Below are 17,224 nucleotides of genomic sequence, written 5' to 3'. Positions count from 1 at the left end.
GGGTGTCCAGTGGAGTTACGACGACGTTTGACAACTTGACAGTTGCATTAGCGTTTTGAAACCGCCGTGCCTGGATGGTCTCAACGCGGTGCTAAACACAAGACGGCCCCCTGCAGTTTGCCTACCCCCGCAAGTCCGCTACACCACAATCACTTCAGGCAAGGCAAAACCGTTGAAGGTGGAGCCGCAGGCGTTGCTGTAGGCGCCGGCATTGCGTACATAGACGAAGTCGCCTTCGGTCAGGTCGGCTGGCAGGGGCTGGCTGCGGGTGCAGATGTCCATAGAATCGCAGGTGGGGCCGGCCACCACCCAGGGTACGATATCGCCCTGGCGGTCGCTGCGCATGTCGTATTCGATGCCGGTGGTGGTTTCCAGCAGGCCGTTGAACACGCCGGCGTCGAGATAGGCCCAGGGTTGGCCTTTGCGTACGGTCTGGCCGATGACGCGGGTTACCAGCCAGCCGGCGTCGGATACCAGGAAGCGGCCGGGCTCGGCCATGATGCGGATATCGTCGGGTACCGCGACGAGGGCGGCGTTGATGATCTCGGCAATCTGCCGTATCGATGGGATGGCGGCCCGGTGCTCGACCGGGAAGCCGCCGCCCAGGTTGAGCAGGCGGGGCTTGAGGCCCCGGGTGCGCATGGTGTCGAACAGTGCGACGGCGGCTTCTATGCCTATGCGCCAGTTGTCCGGATTGAGGCATTGCGAGCCGGCGTGGAAGGTGGCGCCGGCCAAGTCGGCGCCGAGCTTGACGGCTTCGTCCAGGATGGCCTCGATCTCCTCTTCGAACACGCCGAATTTTTCTGACAAAGGCGAGACCGAGCCTTCGTTGCTGGTGTGCAGGCGCAGGTAGAAGCTGGCGTCGGGCTTGATGCCATGCACCTTGCGCAGCTCGCTGACCGAATCCACTACATACCATTGCACGCCAGCCTTTGCTGCCAGGGCGATGGCTTCGCGCGCGCGCATGGGGTTGCTGAAGTACAGCGTCTCTGCGGGCACACCCAGGGCCAGGCAGGCATCCAGCTCGGCCGGTGAGGCGATCTCAAAGCCTGCACCTTCCTCGTGCAATACCGCCAGCACCGCCTGGGTGGGATTGCACTTGACGGCGTAGTGCGGCGTTACGCGGGGCAGCGCGGCCTTGAAGCGGCGGACTTTCTCGCGCAATACGTCGCTGTCCATCAACAGAAAGGGGCCTTGATAGCCGTGCTGCAGTTGCTGGCGCACCAGATTGAAATCGGCTTGGGGTTCGCGGTGGGGGTCAAAGCTGCGGCGCATGACTATCGTACTCGGTTTGCAGGACGCGGCAGTTTAGAGCAGCGGCCTGAATTGTTGTAGCGTGGCAGGGCACTGCTACGCGGCGGTGGCGACAGCGCAACGCTGCTTCGCCATAATGGCCGCCGCCATCAAAATGATAAGCAGGAGACACGCGGCATGTTTCAGCAGGGCACAGATTATCTGGATAGCTATTACAGCGTCAGCAGCCAGGAGCAGCAGGTGCGGCGGCCCCGCTTGGAGGGCGAGGTGGATGCCGACGTGGTCATAGTCGGCGCCGGCTTTACCGGCCTCTATACCGCGCTCAATCTGGCCGAGGCTGGCCTCAAAGTGGCGGTGATAGAAGCCAGCCGGGTGGGCTGGGGGGCATCCGGCCGTAATGGTGGGCAGATCATCCTGGGCTTTAGCTGCGATATGCCGCCGTTCGAGGCTGCATTGGGCCTGGCAGGCGCCCGCGAGGTATGGCGGCTGATACAGGAGGCGGCGGGCGAGATACGCGGCCGTATTGCCCGGCACGATATCGACTGCGACCTGGCCGAGGGGCATTTGTGGACATCGGTGCAGCAGCGGCGCGTGGGCCTGCTGACGGGTTGGCAGGAAGAAGCGGCCAGCAAGTGGGGTTATGAGGGGCTGCGCTTCATACCCAAGGCGGAACTGCCGCAGCATATAGGCTCCGATCGCTACCAGGCCGCCTTGCTCGACAGCAAGGGGGGGCACCTGCACCCGCTCAAATATGTACTGGGCCTGGCCCGGGCGGCAGAAGCCGCTGGGGTGCGTATTCATGAAGACAGCCAGGCCACTGGCTACGCCCGTAGCAGCAATGGCGTCACCGTGCAGACCCGCCATGGCCGCATCCAGGCCGGTAAGCTGGTGCTGGCCTGCAATGCCTATATCGATAAGCTGGATAGCCGCCTGCAGAGTAGGGTGCTGCCAGTCGGCACCTATATCATCGCCACCGAGCCGCTGGGCGAGACGGTGGCTAAGCAATTGCTGCCATCGGGCCATGCCGTGTCGGATAACCAGTTTATCCTCGATTATTTCCGCATGACGGCAGACCATCGCCTGCTGTTTGGCGGCAAATGCACCTATACCGGCAAGACCCCGCGCAATCTGGCGGCGGGCATGCGCGCCGACATGCTCAAGGTGTTTCCGCAACTGCAGTCGGCCAAGGTAACCCACGCCTGGGGTGGGCATATCGACATCACCATGCCGCGTACGCCGGACTTTGGCTGCGACGGTGATGTCTACTGGGCGCAGGGCTTCTCTGGTCACGGCATTGTGCCGACCTGCGTGGCAGGCCGGGTGCTGGCGGAGGCGATACGGGGCGACGACACCCATCTCAAGCTGTTTACCGCCTTGCGCAATCCGCCTTTTCCCGGTGGCGAGAAATTGGGCGCGCTATTTCAGGCCGTGGGTATGTCATATTACCGTTTGCGCGACTATTTCTAGGCGGGTTTTGCTGGCTGTGGGCGAGCCGGAATCTGCGGCCCATGCTGGATAGGCCTTAGATATCAAGCTGATGGTGCAGGCGGTGCTGTATCCGCGCCACCTTGCACTGTGCTTGGCCCCCAAGCCTGCCTGCGCAGGGGCGCCTTGTGTGGGGTGGGGGCTGTGCTAAGATTTTTTGTTGCATATAGGCAAGGCCCAGCGTGCATGCGCTAGCGATTGACTAATGCCCGAGCCGCCCAACTTTTCTGGAGAAAAGCGTGTCACTCAAGAGCTTTCTGATCAAAGCGAAATTGGTCGAGCCGGATCCGGTGGAGCCGGATGCCGCCCCCATGGCTGCCCCGCTTGATTTTGAACTGATGGGCACTAGCCGGGCGGTGCCTGAGCCCCCTGCAACCAAGCCGCCGGCAATACCGCAGGCGACGGCGGAAGGCGTGAGCAACCATATTGCCGAGAACACGCCGCTGGAATCCATCTACGCGGTATTTGGTGTGCCTGGTACTACCTTTCCGGCAGAGCGCCTGTTGAAAGTACTGGATGGCTTGCGCGCCATGGACCCGGTGAACCAGCGGGCGGCCGTTGCCGCGCTGGATGCGGCCGATGATTCCTGGGCGATTGAGGATGTGCTGGAAGACGCAACCCGTAAAGTCCAAGCCCTGAAAGCCCACTTGACCAAGCTGAATGAGACGGTGGCTGTGGTGCGCGAGCAGGAGCAGGTGCAGAAAGCTGCGCTGGCCAAGGACTATGAAGGGCTGCGTGCTTCGATTGCCGAGCAGATGGCCCAGTTGCAGGAGGCCGCCCAACTGGCCGCCGCAGAGAATGCCAGTGCCTTGGCGGCGCTGGAGGCCAGTACGCTGGCGGCAGTGAATACCAGCCAGCGCGAGCAGTCACGCATACAGTCTGAAATAGAGCGGCTTGATGGCATTGCCCGTCATCTTGGCCAAGCCGCCAACCCGCTTTGATATCCCTTATCCAAGGAATGTGAATATGAAACTGACCCCCCTGTCAAAAGGCCTGTTGTCGCTGATCGTGTTGGCTGGCCTGGGATCCGTGGGCTGGAACCTGTACAAGAACAAGGCAGCGGCACCTGCCGAAGCCGTGGATGCGGCTGCGGCACCTGCCAGCACGCCAGCGTCGGCACCCGGGGCGGATGCACCCGGGGCGGATGCACCCGTGGCGGCTGCCACGCCCGCACCGGTTGCCAGCCCTGCTGCACAACAGTCGGGGTTCAATTCCTATCGCAGCATTATCGAGAAAGGCGTGGTCCGCGTCAGCGTGCAGTCGCCCGCCAAGCCCTTTTTTGCGCTGGAGAACGGTGCGCCCAAGGGCTTCAATGTGGATTTCATGAAGCTGCTGTTTGCCCAATCGGAATTCACCAAGCAGCATCCCAAGATCGTGCTGGATACCGACCATATCGTCGACACCTATCCTGCAGTGCCGGAGCAACTTACCAAGAACGACAGCCGCGGCAACCCGGTGGTGGACATCGCCATCGATGGCCTGACCTTTGCCGACGGTGACCAGCCTGGGGTGGTCTACACGGTGCCTTATGTCAGCGACTTCGGCTATTCGCTGATCACAGCGGCGAATTCGTCGGTACGCGGCGTCAGCGACCTGGCCGGTAAAAAGGTAGGGGTGCTGCAGGGCGACCCGGATGCCAGGGCCTATGCCCAGCAGAATTTCCGTGGTGCGCAGATTGTCGAGCTGAGCGATGCCAGCACCAATGGCGAGCGTGACTGGATCAAGCGTGCCATCCAATCGGGCCAGGTGGATGCCCTGATTTATGACTACCCCTTCGGCGTGGCCGAAATTGCCGGCACCGACCTGGTGTTTGCGGTTGCCAAGCTGCCGCAATCGGATGTGCGTTACAAGATTGGTGTCCGCAAGGGCGATGCCGAGCTGCTGCAGAACCTCAATACCGCCATCAGCAAGGTCAAGCAGTCGCCCGAATACCTGGATCTGCTGCGCAAGTATTTCATCAGCAACAATCTGGGTCGTGTCGCTGGCGCCAATGGCAACGAGACGGTCTATGTGGTCAAGCCGGGCGATACCCTGTCCATCATCGCTACCCGCCTGCTGGGTAACAAGGCACGTTATGCCGAGATCGAGGTCCGCAACAACCTGCCCAATCCCGACTTGATCCAGGTCGGCCAGAAGCTGGTCATCCCCAAGGGCTGATGCGCTGCGATGAGTGATAACAAGCCAAGCTACTTATCGGATTTTCTGCAAAGCCCAGGCAATGTCAGTTTGATGCTGGGCGGGGTGGCCACGGCTGTCTTCCTGTCGTTTCCCTATGGCTTGCTGGGGGCGGCATTCCCCTTGCTGGGTACGCTGGCGCTGGAGTTCGTGGCCTGTCTGTTCGTGCCCGACATGACCACGTTCAGGCATTGGGCCGATACCCGGCGTGGCCAGCAGCATAGGGTGGAGCATACGCAGCGGGTGATGGGGGAGATACGCAGGCGTTGTTCCAGCCCCAGTCAGTTCCGCCAGTATGAGGAAGGACACCGGGCCATTGCGCAGCAGGTAGCCAGCCTGCTGGAACTGGCGGGCAAGAAGCCGGGCACGCTCAGGCTGGAGGATCTGGAACGCATTGCGGATGTGCCCAGCGAATACTTGGGCCTGCATCTGTCGCTGATGGTGATGGATGAGCGCACCAGCGCGATAGATCTCAAGGATATACATCGCAAGCTGGACCACATCGTCAACCAGATCGACGACCCCAGGCCCGGTAGCGATATCCGCCAGCTTGAACGGGCGCGGGACGAGTATGAGGCTTTGATTGCCCGGCATCAGCGCATGCTCAGCAAGCGCACGGCAATTGAGGCTGCCATCGTCGCCTTGCCCGACCAACTGGCCGAGATTTACCAGATCGTCATGGGCGAGAGCACACAGAACGATGGCGCACGCCTTAGCGGTGCCATCGCCAGCCTGCGTCTGCGGCAGGACATTGAGTCGGAGATTGCCGAGGATATTTCGGGCGCCATACCCAGCCCAACCACGAAACGCACGGGCGACGCCGCAAGCGTCCGCTCGGCTCGTTAGTCATAGCGCCTTACATTGAACAATCAGGAAGGAAAATCATGTCCGACATCAGCTTCTTCTCGCGGGTAGGCAATCTGTTCAAGGGTTTCATGTCTTTGTGGATACAGGATGTGGAAAAGGAGCACCCGGAGATCGCCTACCAGAATCGCATTGATGCCATGGTGTCCAAGTATGCCAAGCTCAAGGATGTCACTGCTGCCGTCCTGCGTCGGCGCGAAGACATCGATTCCTGCCTCAACAAGCAAGGCGAGGAACTGAAGCGGGTGGCGGCTGACCTGGAGGCAGCGGTAGCCACCGGGCAGGATGACCTGGCCGTGGTGCTGATACAGAAGAAGGAGGCGCTGGAGGCGTCGATAGCCTCGCTGTCGGTAGAGTTTGAGCAGTCGCGCCGCGATGCCGAGGAAGCCAAGTCCTCTCTCAACAGCATGAAGGCCGAGATCGCCAAGTTGAAGGACGAGCGGGATTCCATGCTGGCCAAGCTGCAGAGTGCGCAGGCCCGTATCCAGATTCAGGATCAACTGGAGGGGCTGTCGGTGGAGGCGGATGTACGGGCGCTGGATAATGTCCGCGAGCACATCAACAACACGGCGGCCCGCGCCAAGCTCGGCGCCGAACTGGCCGATTCGGACCTGGACAACAAGCTGGCACAGCTGCGGGTGTCCAGCGGCGCCATCTCGGCCCGCGCCACGCTGGAAAAGCTGAAGGAAGCCCAGGCCGCCAAGGCTGCAGGTAGCAAAACCCTCTAAGGCGGGAGCCGGATCATGAGCGCGGAACCGATCAAAATGCCGGCCTGGGCCGACATCCTGCGTGAGCGCTATCTGGCGGGCGAGGCCAATGTCTTTGTCCTGCATGGCAATGTGTTCGACAGCTACCCGCTGGGCAAGGACTACGCTGCGCTGCCCCGTGTGCTGGACAGCATGCTGGCCAAGAAGGACAGCCTGCTGGAGCTGAGCCTGGCCCAGGGGGTGAGGATAGTGCGCAGCCAGCGGGCCTTGCCCTCGCTCGATGGCCTGCAGGAGAAAGGCCTGGGTGGCGCCCTCCAGTACCTGGAGAGCCATATGCGCACCCACCACAATACGGCTGTGGTGGTGCCCTATGCCGAGACCCTGTTCCCGGCTGCCGAGACGCACCATCTGTCCTTTGAAGAGCGGGCTGCCGTCACTACCCTCCATCGCTGGTCTCTGGACGAGGCGCTGGGCAGGTCCGATGCAATCATCATCCTGGTGGCCGAGACACTGACCTCGCTGGCGCCCTCGCTGCTGAGCAATCCACGCATTATCGCCATCGACCTGGGTTTGCCGGACGAGGCTGCCCGCACCGAGGCCATCGCCCAATTCGCCCCGGCCTTGTCGGCCGAGCAGCGCACCCGCATTGCGGAGCAGACGGCTGGTCTGCGTCTGGTGCAGATATCCAGCATCGTCAGCGACCACGGCCGTGCCGATGGATTGGATGAGGCGGCGCGGCGCAGCTATATCGCCGGGCTGCTCGGTGAAAGTCCCGATGCTGCAAGCCGTGCCCAGGAGTTCGCCCGGGTGACGGCAGGCATGAGCAGGCAGGCCATCCGTGCCCTGATTGCACCGGCCACCCCTGAGGAACACGAGGAGGGTGAAGACGAGGTGATGGCGGTCATCCGTCGCCGCAAGCGCGAAATCCTGGAAAAGGAATGCTCGGGCCTGATCGAGTTCATCGAGCCCCGGCATGGCCTGGAAGTGGTTGGTGGCAATGCTGCCATCAAGACCGAGCTGGCACGCGTGGCCAAGGCGCTGCGAGAAGGTGACATACGCCGGGCGCCCATGGGGCTACTGGCAGTCGGCCCCATGGGGTCGGGCAAGACCTTTGTGATCAAGGCCTTCCTGAAAGAGGCGGGTCTCAACGGCGTCATGCTGAAGAATTTCCGCTCGCAATGGGTAGGTGCCACCGAGTCCAACCTTGAGCGGGTACTGGCCATGGTCAAGGTCATGGGGCCGGTAGCGCTGGTGATAGACGAGGGTGATCGCAGCTTTGGCTCACGTAGCGAAGACAGCGATGGCGGCACCAGCTCTCGCGTGATTGCCCGCTTGAAGACGTTTATGTCCGAACCTGAAAACCGTGGGCGCGTGCTGTTCATCATGATGACCAACCGGCCGGACAAGCTCGATATCGATATCAAGCGGCCAGGCCGGCTGGACGTCAAATTACCGTTTTTCTACGCCCAGACCGACGCCGAGCGGGTCGAAATTGTAGGCGCACTGCTGGCGCGGCACGGTATGTCCTGGGTGGCTACCGATGCACAGCGCCTGCAAGCCTGTACGCCGCTGGCCGGGTATTCCAATGCCGATCTTGAGGCCGTGGTGCTGCTGGCTGCGGCCAGCGTCAGCGACCAGGGCAGCAGCATCAGTGCCGAACAGTTCGAGCAGGCGGTGGCCGACTTCATGCCGCCGCAGGACAGGAATATGGTTCGTTACATGGAGTTGCTGGCGGCGCTGGAATGCTCACGCCGATCCTGGTTGCCCGCCCATCTGCAAGACCTGAGCACCGAAGCCATGCAAGCGCAGTTGCTACAACTGCAGCACATCATTCATTGAGGAGACTTCATGTTTATCGATCAAACCTTGCCCGCGTTTTCTGCCGAACAGGTCAAATCCAGCTGTCTGGCCATGTTGCAGGTGGCCCGCTCGCATGGCCTGCACCCGGCGGAATCAAGCCTGATCAGCGGCTTCTGGCAGCAGGCTGAACCCGCCCTGGGGGCGTTCGATGCCAATACCACCGAAGCCTTCGCAGCTGGGCTGTTTGCCTCGGCCGGGCACAAGCAGCTGGTATTGGACCTGTGCCTGGCCTGTGCCTTTGCCGATGGCCACTACAGCGCAGAAGAGAAGGTCGCGATCGCCGCTATCGCGGCCCAGTTGGGTTTGCCCGAGGCCGTGGTGCAGGAGCGGACTGCCGAGGTACGCGTGGCCTTCCTCAGCTCCCTGGCGCATCTCCCGGATGCGCAATCGGTAGCGGCGCTGGCCAAGGGCCTGGAGTAAAGGGCAGGCTCAGCCTGTGGGTGGGTAGCTTGTCGGCCATGGCGGCCGTTCAGGGTGCCTACCCGCTAGTCGGCTAGTTGCCACAGCCTGCAACTGGCTGGCCTAAGCTCGTTCCAAGCGAGATATTCAGCGGGGGAGCGAGCCATGATCAAGGGTATAGCCAGCAACCTGCCTGCGCTCAATGCGCAGCGCAATCTACAGCCCAGCCGTGATGCCCAGGGACTGGCCTTGGGGCAGTTGTCGTCGGGCAAACGGTTGACCAGCGCAGCGGTCGATGCCGCGGCCAGCGCCATCGTCGAGCGCTTTGCCGCGCAGATTACCGGTAGCAACCAGGCTGCGCGCAATCTGAGCGATGGGATATCGCTGGCGCAAACGGCCGAGGGCGCTTTGAGCAGCGTGGGCGACAATAGCCAACGTATCCGCGAACTGGCGGTGCAGGCCGGCAATGGCACCCTGAACGCGCAGGACAGGGCGGCCCTGCAAAGTGAGGCGGATGCGCTAAGCCAGGCCAGTGCCGATACCCTCTCCAGCGCCAACTTCAATGGCCAGGCCCTGTTCCAGGGTAATACCTTGCGCTTTCAGGCGGGGCCCAATGCGGGCAATGAGATCAATCTGGCACTGGGCGATCTGTCATCCGGCGTGGTGGCCAGTGCCGCAGGACGGGTTGATTTGTCCAGCCCGGCCAAGGCACAGCAGGCCTTGGGCCGCATCGACGCCGATATTGGCACCTTGAGCCAGCAGCGCGCCACCCTGGGCGCCGTGAGCAGCCGCTTTGGCGCCAGCATTGATGCCCTGCGCAACAGCAGCGAAAACCTGTCGGCGGCGAAAAGCCGCATTGGCGATACCGACTATGCCAAAACATCGGCGGATCTGGCCGCTGCCAATATCCGTACCCAGGCCGGCATTGCCATGCAGGCGCAGGCCAATGCCCAGCCGCGTGCGGTATTGTCCTTGCTTCGATCCTGACGGGGTCAGTCGCCGTCCGTGCGTGCCTTGATGCCACGCCAGTGCTTGGCGCCGATCAGGATAAAGCGCAGTTTGTCTTCCAATTGATGAGCCGGGCTGCGGCTGTCGGGCTGATCGGATTCATGCGGGTTGATCAGCTCGGGCAGGGTGGTGAATACCGTTTTCACCACCAGGCTGGCCAGGACTTCGTAGTCTTCCGGGCCCAGATGACTGAGCCGAGGGCTGAGTGCCAGGTCCGCCTCCAGATCGGTAATGAAATCACGCTGCATGGCGTTGATGGCCTGCCGCACGGCGGCTGAGCCGCCGTATTGCTCCCGCGCCAGAAACAGGAAGTGCTGGCGGTAGGCCACCACGTACTCGGCAAATATGCGTACCGAAGCATGGATGGCACCATATTGTTCCAGCTCATTGCGGCGAACCAGCCGTATGGCCTCGCGGAAGGTGGAACTCACCTGTTCGACCAGGGCGAGGCCCAGCGCGTCCATGTCGGGAAAGTGGCGATAGAAGGCCGCCGGCACGATACCCACCTGACGGGTGACTTCACGCAGACTGACGGCGCTGAAACCCTGGCCATCGGCCATCAGGGTCAGTGCGGCGTCCAGCAGGGCCTGGCGGGTCTGCTGTTTCTTTTCTGCGCGTATCAACAAAGTCATATACCCAAGGTAATCATGCAATTGCGCTGCAATGTAGCAGAAGGCGGCTACCTTGGGGCAGCCTGTAGAATATTTAGTGAACAACTGTTGACTGAGTTGCATTTGACTGGCATCTTGGTAAACACTTGTTCACTTCTCAATCTCAGACATGCCGCTTATCCCCGCTGCGCTCGTCAACCTCGCCCTGCCGCTGACACGTCCGCTGGCCGCCTTTCTGCGCGAGGACGTATTTGATTACTACGGCCGCCTGCTGCACCCCCAACTGCAATTGCGCCGGGTATTCGCCCGGCTCAAGGCCCGCCGGCTGGAGGGCGAGGCCACCGTGGTGCTGACACTATCGCCCAGCCGTAACTGGCGTGGTTTTCGCGCGGGCCAGCATGTGGCCGTGACGCTGGAGAAAGACGGCGTGCGGCATACCCGCCGCTACAGCCCCATGCGGGCAGCCAATGGCCGTATCGAGATCGCAATCAAACGCCTGAAGGAAGGCCTGGTCTCCAGCCTGCTGCACGAGGAGGCCGACTCCATCGGTTATCTGGAGATAGGCCAGGCCGAAGGCGACTTCGTGCTGCCCGATACCTTGCCGCCCCGTTTGCTGTTCCTGGCTGCCGGCAGCGGCATTACCCCCATCCTGGCCATGCTGCGCGAGCTCAAAGCCCGTGGCTATCAGGGCGAGCTGAATCTGCTCTATTACGGCCGCCACCGTAACCAAATGGCTTATCTGGACGAGTTGCGGGCCTACCCGGGCCTGCATCTGCATGTCTGCCTCACCGGGGAACAAGCCCAGGCGGGGGAGCAGGCTGGACGCTTCAGCGCCGCCCAGCTCGATGCCCTGGTACCCAAGGCCGAGGGCAGCGCGGTGTTCGCCTGTGGCAGCCATGGTTTTACCGAGGCAGTGCAGGCGGTATGGCAGCAGCGCGGTTGGCAAGGTCTGGCCTGTGAGTCGTTTACGCCGCCTACCTGGCACCTGGAAGACGATAAGCCGGTGACGCTGACCTTTGCCAGGGCACGCCGGCAGCTGGCTGGCCGTACCGGCGGCACCCTGCTTGAGCAAGCCGAGGCGCATGGCCTCAAGCCTGCCAGCGGTTGCCGCATGGGTATCTGCAATACCTGTACCTGCCAAAAGCGCGAAGGCGCCGTGCGCGACCTGCGTACTGGCGAGATTTCCACCAAGCCCGACGAAACCATACGGCTGTGCATCACAGCACCCGTGGGTAATGTCGTGCTGGATCTGTAAACGAGACCACCATGAGTAAAAGTCTGAGCTTGAACCCAGACCAGCTGGCGGCCTTCGGGGCCGAGCTAGATGCCCTGCGCAACCGCCACCTGGCCGAGCTGGGCGAGGCCGATGCACGGTATATCCGCCGTGTCCGTGCCAGCGTACGCATTACCGAGCTGGCTGGTCGGCTGATGCTGTTTGCTGGTTTTTTCCCGCCCACCTGGTGCCTGGGTGTGCTGCTGCTGGCTTTCTCCAAGATCGTGGACAATATGGAGCTGGGCCACAATGTGATGCATGGCCAGTATGACTTCATGAACGACCCGGAATTTTCGGGCAAGCACTTCGAGTGGGACCATAGCTGCACCAGCGATGCTTGGCGGCGCACGCACAACTACCAGCACCACACCTACACCAATGTGCTGGGCAAGGATCACGACATCGGCTACGGCACGGTGCGCATCTTTGCCGAACAACGCTGGCGGCCCTTCTACCTGCTGCAGCCCCTGTGGGCATTGCTGCAGGCGGTGTTCTTCGAGTACGCCATCGCGGTCTTCGACCTCAAGTTGGACCGCTATCTGCGGGGCCGCGCCAAACTGTCCGAACTCAAGGTCAAGGCGCCACCGGTGCTGCGCAAGCTATGGCGCAAGTTCATCAAGGACTATGTGTTCTTCCCGCTGATCGCCGGGCCGCACTGGCTGGCGGTGCTGGCCGGCAATGCGGTGGCCAACCTGCTGCGTAATCTGTGGACGTTCACCGTGATCTTCTGCGGCCATTTCACCGAGGACGCCGAAGTCTTTCCGCTATCCGTACTCAAGGACGAGACCCGTGGTGGCTGGTATGTACGGCAGCTACGCGGTTCCTCGAATCTCTCGGGCAGCCGTTGGCTGCACTTCCTGACCGGCAATCTCAGCCATCAGATCGAGCACCATCTGTTTCCGGATATCCCCGCGCGGCGCTATGCCAGCATGGCGGTGGAAGTACGCGAAATCTGCCAGCGCTACGGTCAGCATTACAACACCGGCAGCTTTGCCGGCCAGTTCTTCACCGTACTGGTGCGCCTGTTCCGCCACGCCTTCCCTAGCCGGCCGGCCATGCAGCCTGTTTGAACCCGGCAGTCACTGGCATGCAAAACGGCACCCCTGGAGGTGCCGTTTTGCATGGTGCAGCGAGATACCTTAGTTGGCCGGCTTGCTCAGGGCCATGGCTGCCATCTTGCGGGCTGGTTCGTCGCGTCCGTCCTTGGCCAGCTTTTCCAGGGCCAGCTTGTGTGCGGTGGTCAGGGCCTCCGCCGCAGGCACGGCCACGTCCGGTACTACACCCGTGCCTTCCCAGTTAGTCTTGCTGATGGGGTTGATGGCGCGGCCGGTGGGAACAAACACGCTGAAGTGCGCGTGTGCCCGATACCGGTCGCCGGGATGGGCGCCGCCGCCAGTGGTTTCGCCGACGAGAGTGGCGCGCTTGAGGTTCTTCAGGTTGTAGCTGAACTCCTCGGCTGCCGAGAAAGTACGCTTGGCGGTCAGCACATAGACGGGGGTGTCAGCCATGCGGGCACCTGGCACATGGGCATGGGTCCAGTACTGGGTGGTTTCATTCTGTGGCCGGTAATAGAGGTCATTCAGGTGTACCGGGGTGGTGCCAAACAGGTAGGAGGTGATCCATTGCACCATCTCCGGGCTGCCGCCGCCGTTTTCACGCAGGTCTACAATCAGCGCTTCGCTGTTGGCCAGCAGGTTCATGGCGGCGGTGGCCGTGGCGCCTCCGACCGAGGGGTCTTCAAAGCCGTCCAGCTTTAGATACCCTACATTGCCCGGCAGCCGCTCAATTTTGCTGAAACCATAGTTATGTGCACGCGCCTGGCGGGCATAGCGTGCCAATTCCTCGGCCGACTCACTGGCCGTGGTGCGGTCGTCGGCAATGGGTTCGTGCCGATAGCGGGCATTCAGGTGCTTGTCGCGGCTCAGGGCCTGCATGTCGGCGGTCAACTGCTTGGCAAACTCGGTGGCGCTGGTGAGCTTATCGTATTCGCCACGCTGTTGCCGCGCCTTGAGGTCTTGCACCAGCTTGCTGGCCATGTCGGGGAAGACATAGTTGTCACCCAGGTACTTGATGGTATTACTGATGACTTCCTGGCGTACCTTGGCGTCTATGGTCATGTCGGGCTGTGCGGCTTGCAGGTCGGCGCTGAGCAGGCCGGTGGCCAGCAGGCCGGCAAACAGGGTGCGTTGTGAGCGTTGCATGGAAGTCATCTGGGTTCTCTATCTTCTATTGTAGGATTGCTGCTGAGACCGCCAATCTTATCGAGGTGCGCGCGGAGATTGGTGAGTATTTCTGTGGTGTTTTGAATATTTAACAGTGGAAAAATCTGCGATGGATAAGCTGGACAGAGATATTGTTGATCTGCTGCGACGAGACGCTCGGCTGACTTTCCGCGAGCTGGCCGAGCAGGTACACCTGAGCGCCAATGCGGTGGCGGAGCGCGTGAGACGGATGCAGGCGCAGGGCATCTTGCAGGGCTTTCATGCACGGGTGGACATGGGGGCGCTGGGTCTGCCGCTGGAGGCGCTGATCGATATCAAGATGCGACCCGATACCTCGGCAGCCAACTTCGAGGCCGTGATACAGACCATACCGGGTATCGTGGAGGCGACGCTGCTGACCGGGGCTTTTGACTATATGGTGCGCGCAGCCTGTGCAGACCAGCAGGATCTGGTACGGCTGATAGAGGCGCTGCGTGAACGTGCTGGCGTACAGGAGACCTACAGCCGACTGATTCTGAGCCAGGTGCCGGTCAAGGGCAGATTGGGCCGCTAGGCCCTTGCTGCTGGCCCACGACATCATGGGCCAGCAGGGTGCAACCGTCGGTCGAAGCTGTGACGGTTGCTATGTGTGTCAGGGGGTGACCAGTCCATCCATGCGGATGACCTCGAAGTCAGCGCCCTTCACGCTGCCTAGCTCGCGCACCAGTTTGTCATTGTTCCAGCGGTCATCAGGCGCACCGCTGACATACCAGTTGCTGCCGTTGTCCGCCACGATCATGCCGTAGGTTTTCATGGCCTGCAGTATGGCCCGGCTCTCGGTGCTGAAACTGGCGGGTATCGCATAGCTGGCCTTGAGCCTGACCCGCATACCCATGGGCGCTCGATTGGGGTCGGTGCTACTGGCGGCCCAGTGGGTGGCTGGGGGAACATAGGCGCGTCGAGACTGGTTCACAGTAAAGCGCAGCGCATGGCGTATCGTGCCGCTGGCGGCTTCATCGTACCTCACCAAGCCAGGAAAGATGGGCAGGCCGGCCGCATCGGCACTGGTCCAGCCGGGCTTGCCGCCGGGGCGTACGGTGTTGGAATCCAGGTGGAAAACAGCGCCGGCATCGGCGTTCCAGCTGCCGTCGCTTTGGGGGAAGGCGCGATACAACTCATACAGGCGGTTGTTGTCCTTATCCACGACCAGCACATGCCTGTCGCCATCGAATGCCCCGCCATCGGGCCGCTTACCCTCGATAGGTGCATTGCCCGGCACCGGATACGGGCCAGGGTCGCTTTCGTCGCCATAGGCAGTGAAGCGGATATTGACCTTGGCCTGGGTGCCGGCGACCACCACATACGGTATGCCTATGGGCGCGCCTTCATACAGGCCGGCACCGAAGTCTGGATGCAGGCCGCGGGTCAGCCCTATGGTGGTAAGGATGTTGGTGGAGTTAGGGTCTACCGGTGCGGCCGAGATATCCTGGTTCCAGGCATTGCTGGCCGGGAAGGGGAGGCTGCCGTTCAAGGCTGCACCTATGCCCAAGCTGGCCGCCGCCATGCTGCCATAGCTGCCATTGCTGTTGCCGCTACCCACGGTGACGGTGGTGCTGGCCGTGATGGTGCCGGCGGCATTGCTGGCAGTGAGCGTGTAAGTGGTGGTGGTGACAGGTGCAACGGCAACACTGTTGCCACTGACCAAGCCCACGCCAGGCGAGATGCTGAGGCTGGTGGCATGGCTTGATTGCCAGCTCAGCGTGCTCGATTGGCCTGCGGTGATATTGGCCGGCGTGGCGCCGAAAGACTGGATGCTGGGCTGGCTGGCACCAGGCGTGGTGGTTCCGCCGCCGCCATCACTACCGCCGCCGCCACCGCAGGCGGCAAGTCCAAGCAAGAGCGGTAGCAGGTAGTGAGTGCTATTCATGACGTTGTCCTGAGTTGTTTGGCCCGATGATAAGCAAACCTGACCCGTCGCGCATGTAAATAGCACCGAAAATCCGCTGTCCGGACGCAGCACAACGGCGAGATTCATACCAGAATGAGATGACGGGTCGGAATCGAGCCGTGGTTGATGGAGAGCATGGTGCTGATACCGCTATTGATGGCGACGCTGGCCACGCCTGCAGAGACGGTGATCTTTTACTACGAGACCCGTCCGCCACTGACCTATGTCGAGGGCCAGGGCCTGGGCGGATTGGTGGGCGGCCCAGCCTATGCGGCGATGCAGGCCGCTGCTATCCCCGCCAGCCTGGTAGAAGCACCCTTTAAGCGCCATATGGCGCTGATAGAACAGAACCGGGAGCGGGCCTGCGCCATCGGGCGTTTCAAGACACCGGAGCGTGAGCGGCTGGGCAAGTACAGCCTGCCCATCTACCGCGACGGCAGCTTTGTGGCCATGGTACGGGCGAGCGACCATCGTATGGGCAATGGCAGCAAGCTACTGGCGCTATTGGGCCGGCGTGACATACGGGTGGTACTGAAGGAGGGCTATTCCTATGGCCCCACGCTGGATGCGGCCTTGGCACAGATGCAGGCACAGCGAATCAACACGCCGGACACAGGTAGTGGCATTGTCCGCATGGTGGCAATGAATATGGCCGACCTGACAATCGCCGCCGAGGAGGAAGCGCTCACGCTGCTGGCCGAGCATGACGAACAACGAGGCGTTGTGACCGTACGCCGCTTCGGCGATATGCCCCCAGGCGAGCTGCGCTACTTTTTTTGCAGCAAGCAGGTGCCGGACAGCGTGATGGACAGGCTCAATGCGGCCCTGTCGCCGCTCAAGTAAGGAGCGCGGGTTATACAAGACCTGCAGTAAGTGGGGTGTGCTTGCGCCACCACAAATCGGACATAGGCTCCGGGCCAGGGCGGGGGTGTCCGTCAGGTATGGATTTCCTGGCTACTTTGGCTCACGGTTGCGGATTACGAAAATCGATGCTGTTGCTTACTCAGTAATCCTGAGATTGACGTTCGACCCATCTGGTAGGTCTTTGATCTGATATGCAATGTGGCCTGAGGCATGTATCAGCTCTAGAAGCGGCAGTGTGCCGAGATTGGTCCGATCGTAAAGGCCGCCCAATACGCCGGGAATCTTCAGGCAGTATTTATGGCCATTGTTTAGCTCGCCCAGCAATGACCTTGCTTCATTCACGAGGGCTTGCATGTACCAGTCATGCAAGAAATCCTGGTCCAGTGATAGCTTCTCGAGTTCGGTGGCATTTGACGCGACAATTTCACAGTAGCCATCCTCAGGGCAAAGTCGCCAGTAGCAGCCATCGTCATCGCGCAACATCAAATTACCGAAAGCATTCTCACCAACCAGCTCAATTGGTCGAATGCCGGTCCATCCCCATGCCGCTTCAACCGCGCCCAGTATGGACATGG

At 61.6% G+C, this 17,224-nt stretch carries 17 protein-coding genes; 12 read left to right on the top strand and 5 right to left on the bottom strand.

The features are described from left to right. Positions 1-138: 138 nt before the first annotated feature. Positions 139-1,275, bottom strand: a complete 1,137-nt coding sequence (locus QQK16_RS01040; protein ID WP_284194570.1) for a type III PLP-dependent enzyme — start codon at positions 1,273-1,275, stop codon at positions 139-141. A gap of 156 nt (positions 1,276-1,431) precedes the next feature. Here QQK16_RS01040 and QQK16_RS01035 point away from each other — a divergent pair, with 156 nt between their 5' ends. The 8 genes from QQK16_RS01035 (at position 1,432) to QQK16_RS01000 (ending at position 9,731) form a co-directional block, all read left to right on the top strand. Next, positions 1,432-2,721 carry an NAD(P)/FAD-dependent oxidoreductase gene (locus tag QQK16_RS01035; RefSeq protein WP_284194569.1) on the top strand — a complete coding sequence of 430 codons (1,290 nt, stop codon included), beginning with the start codon at positions 1,432-1,434 and terminating at the stop codon, positions 2,719-2,721. Positions 2,722-2,978: 257 nt separating this feature from the next. Beyond that, positions 2,979-3,680, top strand: a complete 702-nt coding sequence (locus QQK16_RS01030; protein WP_284194568.1) for a hypothetical protein — start codon at positions 2,979-2,981, stop codon at positions 3,678-3,680. Between the two features lie 25 nt (positions 3,681-3,705). After that, a complete protein-coding gene (locus tag QQK16_RS01025) occupies positions 3,706-4,896 on the top strand; it encodes a transporter substrate-binding and LysM peptidoglycan-binding domain-containing protein (protein ID WP_284194567.1) in 1,191 nt (396 codons plus the stop codon). 9 nt (positions 4,897-4,905) lie between these two features. After that, the gene (locus tag QQK16_RS01020) at positions 4,906-5,760 is read left to right on the top strand and encodes a hypothetical protein (RefSeq protein WP_284194566.1); all 855 of its coding nucleotides are present in this window, start codon (positions 4,906-4,908) and stop codon (positions 5,758-5,760) included. A 38-nt stretch (positions 5,761-5,798) separates the two neighbouring features. Then, complete coding sequence (locus QQK16_RS01015; RefSeq protein WP_284194565.1) at positions 5,799-6,506, top strand: PspA/IM30 family protein; 708 nt, start codon at positions 5,799-5,801, stop codon at positions 6,504-6,506. A 15-nt stretch (positions 6,507-6,521) separates the two neighbouring features. Further along, positions 6,522-8,324 carry an ATP-binding protein gene (locus QQK16_RS01010; RefSeq protein ID WP_284194564.1) on the top strand — a complete coding sequence of 601 codons (1,803 nt, stop codon included), beginning with the start codon at positions 6,522-6,524 and terminating at the stop codon, positions 8,322-8,324. Positions 8,325-8,333: 9 nt separating this feature from the next. Next, positions 8,334-8,765, top strand: coding sequence for a TerB family tellurite resistance protein (locus QQK16_RS01005; RefSeq protein ID WP_284194563.1), 432 nt, complete (start codon positions 8,334-8,336; stop codon positions 8,763-8,765). A 144-nt stretch (positions 8,766-8,909) separates the two neighbouring features. Then, positions 8,910-9,731 (top strand): flagellin N-terminal helical domain-containing protein, encoded by an 822-nt coding sequence (locus tag QQK16_RS01000; protein WP_284194562.1) that lies wholly within the window; start codon positions 8,910-8,912, stop codon positions 9,729-9,731. Between the two features lie 5 nt (positions 9,732-9,736). Here QQK16_RS01000 and QQK16_RS00995 read toward each other — a convergent pair whose 3' ends face one another. After that, positions 9,737-10,384 carry a TetR family transcriptional regulator gene (locus QQK16_RS00995; RefSeq protein WP_284194561.1) on the bottom strand — a complete coding sequence of 216 codons (648 nt, stop codon included), beginning with the start codon at positions 10,382-10,384 and terminating at the stop codon, positions 9,737-9,739. 148 nt (positions 10,385-10,532) lie between these two features. Between QQK16_RS00995 and QQK16_RS00990 the strand changes: the two genes are divergently transcribed. Both QQK16_RS00990 and QQK16_RS00985 read left to right on the top strand, forming a co-directional pair. Then, complete coding sequence (locus QQK16_RS00990) at positions 10,533-11,618, top strand: ferredoxin reductase (protein WP_284194560.1); 1,086 nt, start codon at positions 10,533-10,535, stop codon at positions 11,616-11,618. A gap of 11 nt (positions 11,619-11,629) precedes the next feature. After that, the gene (locus tag QQK16_RS00985) at positions 11,630-12,706 is read left to right on the top strand and encodes a fatty acid desaturase family protein (RefSeq protein ID WP_284194559.1); all 1,077 of its coding nucleotides are present in this window, start codon (positions 11,630-11,632) and stop codon (positions 12,704-12,706) included. A 69-nt stretch (positions 12,707-12,775) separates the two neighbouring features. On the opposite strand, the gene QQK16_RS00980 is transcribed toward QQK16_RS00985, so the two are convergent. Further along, positions 12,776-13,837 carry a S41 family peptidase gene (locus QQK16_RS00980; protein ID WP_284194558.1) on the bottom strand — a complete coding sequence of 354 codons (1,062 nt, stop codon included), beginning with the start codon at positions 13,835-13,837 and terminating at the stop codon, positions 12,776-12,778. Between the two features lie 130 nt (positions 13,838-13,967). On the opposite strand from QQK16_RS00980, the gene QQK16_RS00975 reads away from it, so the two are divergent. Continuing rightward, on the top strand, positions 13,968-14,411 hold the full coding sequence (locus QQK16_RS00975) for an Lrp/AsnC family transcriptional regulator (protein ID WP_284194557.1): 444 nt from the start codon (positions 13,968-13,970) through the stop codon (positions 14,409-14,411). Positions 14,412-14,489: 78 nt separating this feature from the next. On the opposite strand, the gene QQK16_RS00970 is transcribed toward QQK16_RS00975, so the two are convergent. Beyond that, the gene (locus QQK16_RS00970) at positions 14,490-15,764 is read right to left on the bottom strand and encodes a hypothetical protein (protein ID WP_284194556.1); all 1,275 of its coding nucleotides are present in this window, start codon (positions 15,762-15,764) and stop codon (positions 14,490-14,492) included. Between the two features lie 147 nt (positions 15,765-15,911). Between QQK16_RS00970 and QQK16_RS00965 the strand changes: the two genes are divergently transcribed. Further along, on the top strand, positions 15,912-16,628 hold the full coding sequence (locus QQK16_RS00965) for a transporter substrate-binding domain-containing protein (protein ID WP_284194555.1): 717 nt from the start codon (positions 15,912-15,914) through the stop codon (positions 16,626-16,628). 156 nt (positions 16,629-16,784) lie between these two features. Here QQK16_RS00965 and QQK16_RS00960 read toward each other — a convergent pair whose 3' ends face one another. Continuing rightward, a complete protein-coding gene (locus QQK16_RS00960) occupies positions 16,785-17,222 on the bottom strand; it encodes a T6SS immunity protein Tdi1 domain-containing protein (RefSeq protein ID WP_284194554.1) in 438 nt (145 codons plus the stop codon). Positions 17,223-17,224 lie beyond the last annotated feature (2 nt).

It is taken from the genome of Chitinimonas prasina (genome assembly GCF_030160395.1).
In the GTDB taxonomy this organism is placed as follows: domain Bacteria; phylum Pseudomonadota; class Gammaproteobacteria; order Burkholderiales; family Chitinimonadaceae; genus Chitinimonas; species Chitinimonas prasina.
Note: the sequence above shows the minus strand (reverse complement) of the source record. Positions and strands in the feature narration are given on the sequence as shown.